The 13,110-nt window shown below is 48.9% G+C and carries 6 protein-coding genes; 2 read left to right on the top strand and 4 right to left on the bottom strand.

What is annotated here, in order from left to right; genetic code table 11:
* Positions 1-46: 46 nt before the first annotated feature.
* The gene (locus NSS79_RS22740) at positions 47-6,706 is read right to left on the bottom strand and encodes a glycoside hydrolase family 3 N-terminal domain-containing protein (RefSeq protein WP_342436256.1); all 6,660 of its coding nucleotides are present in this window, start codon (positions 6,704-6,706) and stop codon (positions 47-49) included.
* Positions 6,707-6,992: 286 nt separating this feature from the next.
* Here NSS79_RS22740 and NSS79_RS22745 point away from each other — a divergent pair, with 286 nt between their 5' ends.
* A complete protein-coding gene (locus NSS79_RS22745; protein ID WP_076108999.1) occupies positions 6,993-8,243 on the top strand; it encodes a methyl-accepting chemotaxis protein in 1,251 nt (416 codons plus the stop codon).
* A gap of 284 nt (positions 8,244-8,527) precedes the next feature.
* Positions 8,528-8,878 carry a hypothetical protein gene (locus NSS79_RS22750; protein ID WP_342436257.1) on the top strand — a complete coding sequence of 117 codons (351 nt, stop codon included), beginning with the start codon at positions 8,528-8,530 and terminating at the stop codon, positions 8,876-8,878.
* A 393-nt stretch (positions 8,879-9,271) separates the two neighbouring features.
* On the opposite strand, the gene glpK is transcribed toward NSS79_RS22750, so the two are convergent.
* The 3 genes from glpK to NSS79_RS22765 all read right to left on the bottom strand — a co-directional run bounded on the left by glpK (position 9,272) and on the right by NSS79_RS22765 (position 13,036).
* Complete coding sequence (gene glpK / locus NSS79_RS22755) at positions 9,272-10,765, bottom strand: glycerol kinase GlpK (RefSeq protein WP_341118924.1); 1,494 nt, start codon at positions 10,763-10,765, stop codon at positions 9,272-9,274.
* A gap of 114 nt (positions 10,766-10,879) precedes the next feature.
* Positions 10,880-12,319, bottom strand: coding sequence for an ATP-binding protein (locus tag NSS79_RS22760; RefSeq protein WP_342436258.1), 1,440 nt, complete (start codon positions 12,317-12,319; stop codon positions 10,880-10,882).
* Complete coding sequence (locus NSS79_RS22765) at positions 12,320-13,036, bottom strand: response regulator transcription factor (protein WP_020427515.1); 717 nt, start codon at positions 13,034-13,036, stop codon at positions 12,320-12,322.
* Positions 13,037-13,110: the final 74 nt, after the last annotated feature.

Here is a 13,110-nt window from a genome sequence, read left to right on the forward strand (position 1 = left end):
AACCTTCCGATTGGCCTTATCTTCATTCAACTACAACAGCACTTAGTTATTGCAAATTATACATCTTATAAATCATAACTGAAGCTTCAGCACGGGTTGCAGTCCCAAGCGGATTCACAAGGGTCCCGTTACCAGACACGATTCCATTCTTAACCAGCGTTGCTATGTCTTCAACCGCGAAGGGGGCGATCTGCGTAATATCATCAAATCCTGCTAAGTCCGCTGCTGATCCCTGTTCCAAATGAATCTGTGCAGCACCCAATGCCCGGGTGGCCAACGCCATCATTTCTTGTCTCGTGATGTTTGCTTCCGGTTCGAAGACATTGCCGCCTTTTCCTTGGACAATCCCGAGCTTCTTAGCTATGCCAATAGCCTCTGCATAATAAGCCGTGGATTTAACATCGGCAAAGTTATCACCTGCTACTTCTGTAAGTCCAAGTGCTTTGACTAATAATACGATAAAGTCCGCTCTTTTAATCTTTGCATTAGGGGCAAATGTCGTATCTGATGTGCCCTGTATCACTCCCTTGGACGCCAGAGCCTCGATTGCCTGCTTTGCCCACCCGTGCTTACTGATATCTGTAAAAGATTTATTAACATACGCTACAGCAAATGTGCCGAAGTGTGTCGTGGTGAAACTAACCATTCCGGATTTTTCATCGTAACGACCGCTTGGAACCGATATTAGATTTCCTTGTCCATCGATATACCAGACAGTGATTTGCTCCTTATGGGCCAATTCTGTTGCCGAAGGCGTGTAAGGAATAGACACCTTTACCGGTGCTTTCGGATTATTCCATTCAATGACCTGATTACCGGCCCGTAAGGTCAGCCTGATGACGGGATGTAGCCCAATTTTTGCTTTTACCCCCTCCTCAGTAATACCCGCTACTGCAATCGTTAATCCAATGTTGTCTACACCACTCGCAACGGTTCTGCTTAGCATGTTACTTGGCACGACTATCTTCCCAATGGCCGTATCAATTTCCAGCTTCGAGGTTAAAGTCCCCGTCGTCAGATTCTCAACAGGAAGAAGTATTTCGTATCCCTTCTGTCCTGCTAATTCCTCAACTTCTATAAAAACCGTTGGGACTCCTTTGACTGGTTTCGCAGCTTGTAGCGCTGCTTTCAAATCTGCACTTGCTATCGTTGTTGTTGCGCGGCCTGTGTTAGGATTTACTACAGGCTTCGGAGCTTTGATCATCGCCTTTTGCCCATTATCAACCGGGGTAGTCCCTGGGTTTGTTACGGGATTTGTTACTGGGTTCGTCCCTGGATTCGTACCGGGATTCGGATTTGGATTATTAGTAATATTGAAAGTGAATTCACCGACAGCGCTATGATTCAAGCTGTCTTTAATAGAAACTGCTTTGATCGTCGTAGCAGAAGTAACCGTAAGCTGCCCCTGATATAAGTGGCTTGTCGTCGTCGGAACGGTACCATCGGTAGTATAATAAATAGTTGCTCCTTTGGTTCTACTTGTTAGATTCACATTGACCAGGCTGTTATAACTTCCCGCACCTGGACTTGCTTGCGGTGATGCCGCTGCTGCTGCATAGAAGGAGACATAACTGTCATCCATCCCCGCTTTTACGACAATAGCCCGAAGGACTTTCGCCGGTGACACTGAGACAGGACCCGTATATAATGTGCTGCCCTTTGTTGGAAGTGTACCGTCTGTTGTATAGTAGATTTTCCCGTCAACGATATTCGTATTGAGCTTTACGATTTGCTCGTCATCCCTTTGACTATCTTCATACAAGACATTAGGTGCTGCAGCCATTTCAAAAACTGGCGCCGGAGCGGAATCCGTTGGCTCAAGCTGGAACCGGTCCAAGTTTACTCCGTCGCCATTAATGACAAGCCGAATGGTCTGCGTGCCTGCTGTTAAAGGAAGGATCGAAGCCGCTTCAGAATAGACAACCCAGCCACCCGTACTTGGCAAGCTTGTGGTACCGGTTGTTTGACCCTTCGTCTGCAGCGATACGGAAACTCCGCCTTGTGGAGTTGCATAATTATATTTAACTTTGTAGTTGCTGGACTCCGGTACTGTAACTAGGTAATCCATGTAGGTTCCCGCGGTTGTATAGCCGAGGTTTGTAATTGGATCTCCTACTTGGATCACGTTCTGACCTGCTTTTACGAAACTCTCCGCTTCCACTTTCAAGATGCCGTCCCCGTCCACGGAATGAGGGCTGACTTCTTCGACTATCATATGCTGCATTTCAAAGGTACCCACACTGCCGAGAATTCTAATGATCTGCTCCCCTGCTTCCAAATCCGCCGAAGTACGTATGAGATTCCAAGTATTAGGTCCGGAAGGAATGTTAAATGTGGCGAGCGTTGTATGATCAGATTTCATCTGGAAAGCACTGCCTCCACCACTTGGAACTACAGCATTTAACGTAAATGCATATTTGCCGGCTCTCGGAACATTAATCTTAAAGTCTACCCAGTCCCCAGCTCCTATGTCTGTAAATTTCCATCCCTCCGTAAAATTCACTCCTGAGAACTGATAGTAAACATCCGCGCTGACGGTACCTGGTATAGGTGTAGCCGGTGTCTGTCTTGCAGTCCCTTTCAGCTTCACATGCGCTGAAAGCGGCTTACCATCAGTAGAATCAGAATAGGCGGTAGCCGGTACATTTAGGGTCAGGTTCACATCATTATAATAAGGCGTTCCATCCCATGCGAGTTTTACTTTAACCTTATCCGGGTTGTAAGTAGCGTAGGTAACAGAGGTTACTGTCACACCCTTATCCGTTGCCTCACCAGATAATGAAATGTCATTCACATTGAAGCTATTAAAAGTGCCTCCGCTAAGATTCAACGTTACTTCTTTGCCGTTTACGTCATAATCCAAAACATCCGGAGTAAGACTTAGCACTTTCTCCTCCCCAGGTACCGTCTGAACGTCACGGTTCCAACGGTAAGTGGCTACTGACTTGGGGGCTAGTGTTGCCGCAATTTGTGTTCCGTCACTCACCAGCTTAAACGTTTGTGTGGATGCCGTCTGGTTAATAACGACCGTAACGATCGTTTTCTTGTCCGGACTCATGAAGGATACATTCGTTACACTATCCTTATTACCGTAATTGCTGCCGATTCGAGTGTAGCCTGGTTTCACGAACTTCGTGAAGTGGCCCACGAAGTAATACTCCGGCGTCAGCCAATAATTATCGGTGTTCGACGAATCCTGAATTAACATCGTCGGATCCGGTGTTCCAACCCATTGGTGGGTGTTGATATCGCTATCCAGCATAAGGACCCATGAATTATAGCTTTTTGCCCAATTTCTGAAATATTGTGCAATCCGGTCCGTACCTAATGTTCCCCATACTGCACGTTCCGTTAAGTAAACGTTCTTCTCGGGGTACATATCATGCAGCTGAGACATAAGCCCAAGATCGCCGCCGTAATCATGGAAAGCCGTTCCGTCAATCGCTGCGTAGTTCTCAGAATCAGCCAGCATTGGAGCCGGATAAGACATCGTGTCGCCCGGGTTGTGGTCGAATATCCATAACTTCACATCCAGTCCTGCTGCTGTAAGCTTCTGCTTCAGCAGCTTGGCAAGCTCCGCTTCTTGTTGCCAAGGCATTTTCGTACTGGGATATTCGATTTCAAGAAGCGGCTCGTTCTGTAAGGTCATCGCTTCGATAACAATCCCTTGTTTCTTATACTCTTGAATGAATTTGACATAATAGTCCGCGAGTACAGGCAGATATTCATCCTTGACCTGCCCTTTAACCATGCTGTCAGTGGTCTTCATCCAGCCTGGAGGACTCCATGGTGAAGCAAAAAATTTGAGTTCCGGATTGATCGCCACCATTTTCTGCAATGCCGGAATAATACCAAAGTCGATATCCTTCTGAATGGAGAAATGACTTAAGCTTGTGTCCGTTTCACCCTTTGGCATATCATCATAGGAATAAAACTTCTGTGCTGTAAAGTCAGCCGAACCAATCGTAACGCGCATCATACTCATGCCAATGCCTTCAGTCTTGCTCACTAGCTTCTTCAGTAATTCGTCCTGTTTCGCTGGTGACATCTTGAGCAGATTGTAAACAGTCGATTCTTCCATCGATGTTCCAATCCCCATCATCGACTGATATTCTTTGTTTGGATCAATAGTAATCGTTGTAACTTTAGGGTCAACAGCCGTTCCAACCTCAGTCAAGTCGATATTAGCTTGCTGTTCAAGCTTCTTGTCGCCATCCTGCCAACGAGGATCGTAATACCATCCCATATCGCCGGAATCCCGTTCAGTAGTCACCCAGTTCTCAACTGCGTTCGCCTGTATGACCGGTGCCGGGGTTACAATTCCCCCACTATCAATTTCTGGCGCTGCGGGTGAGAAGCCTTTGGAACCAAACCAGTTTAAGTTTAGACCGCCCGCCTTAAGCACTAACTTAATCTTCTGAACACCTGCTGTAAGGGCAATGTCATGAACTGTAGTCGTCTTCCAGTTCTGCCAGGCTCCTGTGCGGTTTACGGATAACTCACCGAGTTTCACGCCTGACTCATTTAGAATGTTAAATCCGGTATTATCACCTTCACCGGCATGGCGGAAATCTATATCAAACACTCCATCTGTTGGAACGTCGATCAGATATTCCATCCAGTCCCCTGCATCTGCGTAGCTAATATTTTGGCCTCCACCCACATCAGCAGTGCCCTCTAACTGTATCCCTTGTTGTTGTATGAAGCTCTCCGCCTCTACTTTCGCGTAGAGAGCGTTGCCCGGTTTTTGCGGAAGAGCGGGTAAAACAGGTGTTGGTTCGTTTTTAGTCAATCCATACCCATAATCAAACAGAATATATTGCTGTTCTAAATTCGAGGTGCCTGCCTTCAAAGCCGAGTATGCCTCTGTGTAGAAAGGCCAACGAATCGGTAATTTACCCGTGAATTCATAATCACCGAAAAGGACATCGGCTACTCCCTGCCCCTCCGTTCCCGGCAGCCAACCTTCAACCAGCCCTGCAATATCCTCCAATTGATCATTTATGATCAAAGGTCTTCCGGATACGAGGACAACAATCGTCGGAACCCCAGATTTGCGGATATTATTTAACGTGGCAATATCTTTCTTATCCAATTTGAGACTGTTTAGGCCATCACCGTTTGATTCGGCGTACGGCTTTTCACCGATAACAGCAATCGCGACATCATTGCCCGCTGCGCCACGGCCATGTTTGTTGTAGGTTACCTGCTTTGATTCACCGGCTGTGTTCTTAATCCCCTGAAGGATCGTGGTTCCTTCCGTAATTTTTCCGGATAGACCCTGCCAGCTGATGGACCAGCCACCCGACTGTATGCCGATATCATCCGCACTTTTGCCTGCGACAAAAATCTTGTTCATATTCTTAAGCCGGGAAAGGATCGGCTGACCATTTACCTTATCGTTCTTCAGGAGAACGAGGGATTCGCGCACTGCCTTCTGGGCAAGCGCACGGTGTGATTTAGAGCCGAAGGTAGTCTCAAGACTCTGATCCGTCATCGGATGCTCAAATGCACCTGACTCGAACTTAACGCGCAAAATACGCGTTACTGCGTCATCTATACGGCTTTGACTAATGGATCCATCCTCTACAAGTGCCTTCAGGTGAGTGATGGTAACTTTCCAATCGGCTGGCATCATCAGCATGTCAACGCCGGCATTCACAGCTACTTTAATCTGGTTCTTCAATCCACTGACTGCATTTCCATCCCAGTCCTTGTTGATTTGCTGCACGGCATTATAGTCCGTAATAACAAAGCCCGTGAAGCCAAGCTGGCCCTCGCCTGTACCCTTCAGCGCATCGTTGAGAATACGTTTGTTCGCGTGCATCTTCAATCCTTGGATACTGTTATAGGAAGCCATTACCGTCCTTGCCCCAGCTTCTATAGCCTTTTTGTACATAGGCAGATTCAGGTCGAGCACTTCCTGCTCAGTCATCCCGGTGATATCGCCCTGATTCACTCCATTATCCGTTAACCCTTCTCCAAGAAAATGTTTTGCGGAGGCGATCACCCGATCACTATTTTTCAACTCGCCAATGGTTTTTCCCTGCAGTCCCTTTATGTACGCAGAGGCCATTTCAGCTACAAGGGACTGGTTATCACTGAAGCCTTCATACGTCCGGCCCCAATTTATATGTTGCGGATCAGCAATGGTAGGACCAAAGATCCAATTCGTTCCAGATGCTTTAGCCTCCTGTGCGGTTGCGATCCCAATTTGTTCGACAAGTTCTGTATTTCGTGTAGCTCCTAAACCTATATTATGCGGGAATAAGGTCGCACCCATGATATTGTTCTGACCATGTACCGCATCAACCCCATAGAGAAGCGGGATACCCAGTGGTGTTGATAAGGCACCTGCTTGATAGGAATCCACCAGTGCCTCCCACTTCTCACGAGTACTGTCTAATTGCTTCCCGTTCGGGAAAGAACCTCCGCCACTGAGAACCGAACCTAAGTGATACTTCTTGACATCTTCCGGTGTGACGGATGCACGCTCCGCCTGCACCATTTGCCCGATTTTCTCATACAGAGACATCCGTCCCAGCAAGTCTGCCACTCGGGTATCCACAGGCAGTGAGGCTTTATAATAGGGAACCAGGGCTTCCGTAGTTGACGCTGCTGCATAGGAAGTTGCAGGTGCTGCTCCTGCAAGTGTTGACCACAAAAGAAGTATAGCGGTGGCCGAGGAAATTGCGCGTTTCAACATTTCATATTGCCTCCTTCAAAAGTAGTGAGCACTGAAATCGAATACAAATTTCCCTTTCGGACAGAACCTCCTTAGGCAATTGTTATATAGCGATTGAAAGCGTAATCATTTATAATCATAATTTCAGCATCCACAAAAATATAGGAGTCATTTTTTAGATAACCTGCAGCATTTTTTAGATTATTCCAGTCTTAAATTTATGTCAGTTCTTACAATAGACCAAACCTCCTATAATCACCTATAATATTACAATACACAACATATTTATTAGGGGGAATTAGTTATTATGGACTGGATGAACAAGCTTCCGTTAAAACAGAGAATAGTTGCCGGTTGTTATCTGATTGCCGCATTATTCGCAGTTCCTGTTCTGATTACTTTATTGATCATGGGCAAGATCTTGATCGGAATTATTCTTGTTGTGGTGCTGTCAGCGTTGACTTATCCTCTTTCACGATTTATTGAGAGAACGCTTACATCTTCGTTTGACGACATTTCTAATGTGACGCACACGATCGCCAAAGGAGATTTCACAAGCCGTGCGGACGAAAGCGGGGCCATGGGCGACATCAGCCGCTCGTTCAACACGATGATCGAGAAGCTGAAGAAGATTCTGACGGAAGCTTCGGGAATTACCCGCCAGGTAATGGACGCCAGCCGGGGCATTGAGGACAAGAATCAGAATCTCAAGATTGTCATGGCACAGGTTGCCTCTTCTTCCAACGAGCTGGCCCTCGGCGCCAATGAGATATCCGTGGATATTGCAGATATGACGGAATCCATCAAAGACATAGAAACCAAAGTTTCTAACTACACAAGCTCAACTAAAGAAATGAATAAACGTTCTATACATACGCTGGAGCTGGTCGAAAAAGGACGTGTGTCCGTTGACACTCAGGCAGAAGGCATGCGCAAGAATATTCAGGCTACGCAAAAGGTGGCCGATACGATTGATGCCCTTTCACAAAATGCCCGGGGCATTACCATGATTACGAAGACCATCACCGAAATTGCCGAGCAGACCAACCTGCTGTCGCTGAACGCATCCATTGAAGCCGCGCGCGCAGGCGAACATGGCCGGGGGTTCGCCGTGGTAGCCCAGGAAGTCCGCAAGCTTGCCGAGGAATCCACCGCTTCTACTAAGGAAGTATTCGGACTGGTACGCAGTATCGAAGCCGACATCAAGCAGGCAATCGACAATATAGCCATCAACGAAGAGGTTGTGCAGGTTCAGAATGAGATGATCACCGAGACCGCTCATATTTTCGCGCAAATTGTGCAAAGTGTTCAGTACATAACCGAGCAAATCGCCTCCTTCTCTGCTGAAAGTGATCTCATGCTGGAAAGTGCACTCAAAATCTCCAGCGCAATTGAGAATATTTCCGCGATTACCCAGCAGACGGCAGCCGGAACCGAAGAGGTATCCGCAGCCATGAATGAGCAAATCAATGCCCTGCAATCCGTAGCCGAAGAGACAGATAAAATGACGCAAGCCGTATTCCAGCTGCAAAAGACCATTCACATCTTCAAGTTCTAGATTAAGCGTATCCTACTCCGAGACCTCTTTATGGATTATGGCTGATTATCAGCCGTATCCTGAAGAGGTTTTTTTATTGAAATATGGTTAAAAATCACTATATAGTGCGCTAGCAAGCGCTTTTCATTTGATCTTTTGTGACAAATTAATACATGTTTCGACTTTATTATTGCATATACATGAAATTCATGGTTATCTATATGAACAGATATACATGAGGACCCTAGAGGCAAGCTTAGCTGCCCCCTCATGTTCAGCACTTCACTAACGGGAGAGATGTACAGATGGGGAAATTTATTTTAAAGACAGATGTGGAACAGAAAGTAATCGAAATTGAATTGGAAGGCACCTTCTCTGAAGAGGACGGTCTCCGGTCCATCCAAGCTTATCAGCAAACGATCAATCCTATTAACCCAGCCGACTATGAACTGAAAATTGATTGTATAAAGTTGAATGTAACCGCTCCAGATGTGGTTCCTCTGCTGGAAGGCTGCTTCGTGATGTTCAAGAGCGACGGATTTGTGAAGGTCAAGCTGACGCTGGAAAACAATCCGATCCTTAAAATGCAGCTGGCCCGGCTGGGCCGCAAGGCTGGTCTTGAGAATTTAGAGATCCTTTCCGCAGTTGAAGTGTAGCAGCAGTTATGGGAGAACCTGTAATTAAGAAAATGACTGATTTCTCGGAGAGATCTATTGCGGCTGTGAAGTCGCTGGAGCTGCTCTGCAAAAATTCCGATGGGAGCAATCTGAGTTGGCGTTGAGAGTCTGGGACCTGAGAACGGTGATGCTGCTTTCCTCTGCCATGCCGGGGAACAGTTAATCGGTTTTCTGAGCTGATGCCAGTTGGACTGATAAGAGTTAATAAAGTTAACACCCGGACAGCGGTTATCCACGATTTCTGCGTCCTTCCGGCTAAAGCCCGCCAGAACAAATACGGCGCTCAAGAAGAATCTACTCTTCTTGAGCGCCGTTTGCGTGATAGGGTGATCGTGAAACAAGTTTCCAAATCAGAACATGTATAATTCCTGCTTACTGACGCCCCTCATGCTTCTCCCAGCCCATGGTACGCGCTACAGCATCTTTCCAGGCGCCATAGCGGCGTTCCCGTTCCTCCTGCTCCATCTGCGGCGAGAACACCTTCTCGGCCTTGTTGAAGCTCTCCAGCTCTTCTCTTGACCAAATCCCTGAGGTGAGTCCGGCCAGCAGCGCTGCACCCAGAGCCGTCGTCTCCGCATAGGTGGTGCGGGTCACCTCACTGCCTAGAATATCTGATTGAAACTGCATCAGCAGATCATTGCGGACAGCGCCGCCATCCACGCGCAGTCCGGTCAGCGGCATGCCGGCGTCTTTTTCCATCGCCCCAATCACATCCCGGGACTGGAAAGCCAGCGACTCCAGCGTGGCCCGCACCAGGTGACCTGCCGTAGTCCCCCGGGTCAGACCGAACACCGCGCCGCGGGCGTACATATCCCAATAAGGCGCCCCCAGGCCGGTAAAGGCCGGTACAACCACGACACCCTCGCTGTCCTCCACTTCCCTTGCTTTGTCCTCCGAGTCCGAGGGGCCGGTAATCAGCCCCAGTCCTTCCTCCAGCCACTGGACGGCTGCACCGGCCACAAAGACACTGCCTTCGAGCGCATAATACAATTCATCGCCCATACCCCAGGCTACTGTGGTCAGCAGCCCATGAGTGGAGACGACTGCTTCCGTACCAGTATTCATCAGAATAAAGCAGCCTGTGCCGTATGTGTTTTTGGCGCTGCCGGCATCCAGACAGGTATGGCCGAACAATGCGGCCTGCTGATCGCCAAGGACAGAGCGGATAGGAATTTCCGCACCGAACCACTGTGCCTGGGCTACGCCGAATTCCCCACCGGACATCCGCACCTCCGGGAGAATGGCGCGGGGGATGCGCAGAACTTTGATAAGCCGCTCATCCCATTTGCGCTCATGCAGATTAAACAGCATCGTACGTGAAGCATTGGTCACGTCCGTGGCGTGCACAGCGCCTCCGGTGAGCTTCCAGATCAGCCAGCTGTCAATAGTTCCGGCAAGCAGTTCTCCCCGCTCGGCACGTTCCCTTGAGCCCGGCACATGGTCCAGAATCCAGGCCAGCTTTGTTGCCGAGAAATAGGCATCGACGACAAGTCCCGTCTTCTCGGCAATCTCTGCGGTAAGACCTTGCCGCTTAATGTCCTCACACTGCTCCGCCGTGCGCCGGTCCTGCCAGACAATGGCCGGATAAATCGGCACACCTGTAACCCTGTCCCAAATGAGCGCAGTTTCCCGCTGATTGGTGATGCCGATGGCCAAAATCTCCGCAGCCGGGACCCGGCTTCCGCTGATAGCATCTCTGGCTGCAGCAAGCTGGCTTTCCCAGATTTGCTCCGGATCATGCTCAACCCAGCCTGGACGGGGGAAAGATTGTTTAATATCATACTGACCCTGGGAGAGCATGCCCGCTTCCAGATCAAACATAATCGCCCGTGAGCTGGTCGTGCCTTGGTCCAACGATAAAATCATGATAGATGCCTCCTTGATTTGCTGCAAGATGTTCCACGATGAACAAGATTAAAGTGCTAGTTTCAACAAAAAGCACCTCTGCTGTCAGAGGCGCTGTCATGCTGGGTCAAGCGTTTACTGTTTTTCGACAGGAAGCCGCAGCGTAAAGGTTGTCCCCTCGCCAAGCTTGCTGTACGCGGTAATTTGCCCTTGATGCGACTCGACGATATTTTTAACGATCGCCAGTCCCAATCCCGTTCCCCCGGATTCCCCCCGGACACGCGCTTTATCCGCCTTGTAGAAACGTTCGAAAATATAAGGAAGATCCTCCGGCGCAATGCCGACTCCTTCATCCCGGACTTCAATCCCCAGGTAACGGCGGCCCTCCAGAATCACCGTGCTGGTAACAATGGTAATGTGCTTGCCTGCGGGTGTATGGCGGAATGCATTGTCCAGCAGATTTGTCAGAACCTGCTCCAGCTTATCTTCGTCGGCAGCCTTAAGGAGCGGTATATCGCCAGACTTGGTCAGCTCCAGATGTATCTCCCGTTCCTTGGCCCGTACGGAAAACTTGCGGTATATGCGTTCCAGCAGCTCATCCATATCCACCTGCGCCTTGGCCATATCCGTATGTCCTGCCTCCATGCGGGCAAGATCCAGCAAATCCTTAACCAGCCGTCCCATACGCAGCGATTCGTCATGGATAACCTGCACCAGCTCGCTGCTCTCCTCCGGCGAGGAGGCCATACCATCCAGCAGCGCCTCGCTGTAGCCCTGCATCATCGAGAGCGGTGTACGGATTTCATGCGATACGTTGGCCACAAAGTCCGTGCGCATTTTCTCCAGGCGCACCTCTTCAGTCACATCACGCAGAACCGCTACAGCGCCGCGGATATTCCCTTCCGAATAGAGCGGAGCCATATGAACCGACCAGACTCCCTGGCGGACATGCACATTAGAACGCTCGTCGCTTCCCTGTTTCAGCGTGCTGAAGAACAGCGGGCGTAGCGGCGGCGGCACATCGCCTGAAGCAACCGCATCAGGATCAAGCTCAGAATCGCTTTCCTGCTCGTGGTCTAAATCCTTCCAGGCTTGAAGCAGTTTTTGGCCGTGCGGGTTGGTCAATATAATCCGGCCTTCGATGTCAAACGTGATAACAGCATCGCTCATGCTGCGCAGAACACTCGACAGATGGCCCTTCTCATGGTTCAAACTGCGGATATTCTCCTCCAGCTCTTCAGCCATATGGTTGAATGAAGTGGCTAATTGACCAATTTCGTCGCTCGTCACAAGTGTCAGCCTTGTCCCGTATTCACCCTTGCGGATATTGTTGGCCGCTTCAATGACCTGCTGCATCGGCTGGGTAATCTTAGTAAATAAAAACAAGGCAAAAAATGTCGTCAACGAGAACCCGATCATACAGGCATACATGAACAAACGTTTAATCGCCCCGGAATTGGCGAAGTTGCTGTCGATATAAGGCAGCAGAGACAGCCCCACCGTAATGAGCACGACAGCAACCAGACAGATGATCGTGATCCACAGCTTGCCGACAAGACTTCTCCAGAAATTCACTTATTTAGGTACCTCGAGCTTGTAGCCAACGCCCCATACTGTGGTGATCATCGCTGCTGATTCCGGTGAAACTTTATTCAGTTTCTCGCGAAGCCGTTTGACATGGGTATCCACTGTACGTAAATCTCCGAAAAACTCGTAATTCCACACATCCTTAAGCAGCTCTTCGCGCGAGAAAACCTTGTCAGGCGAGATAGCCAAATAATGCAGCAGCTCATATTCCTTCGGGGTCAGGCTTACTTCCTGGCCGCCTGCAGTTACCCGGTGTGCATCATGCTCAATAATAAGATGCGGGAAAACGATATTGTTGCTGGAATTGCTCTCTTTGGATAAAAAGGCCGTTGCCGAAGAACGGCGCATAATGGCCTTGACCCGGTAGATCACTTCTCGCGGGCTGAACGGTTTAACCACATAATCGTCTGCACCCATTTCAAAGCCCTGAACCCGGTTGATTTCCTCGCCCTTGGCGGTCAGCATCAGAACAGGAGTAGATTTAACCCCCCGGAGTCTCGTCAGCACTTCAATCCCATCGATGCCCGGCAGCATGACGTCCAGCAAAATAAGGCCATAATCATTGGCCGTTGCTTTGCGCAGAGCAATTTCACCGTCTTCCGCTTCGTCGATTTCGTAGCCTTCTTTTTCAAGGTACATCTTTAGCAGGCGGCGAATGCGCTCTTCGTCATCCACCACCAGAATTCTATTCAAATGCTCTGCCATTTCACAACAACCCCTTCATCAAATACAGTAGAACGTTATCTTAAAACCAAGTGCTGCGTTAGTAAACAAAGTTG

Origin of the sequence: Paenibacillus sp. FSL L8-0436, from assembly GCF_038593025.1 — a bacterium.
In the GTDB taxonomy this organism is placed as follows: domain Bacteria; phylum Bacillota; class Bacilli; order Paenibacillales; family Paenibacillaceae; genus Paenibacillus_AQ.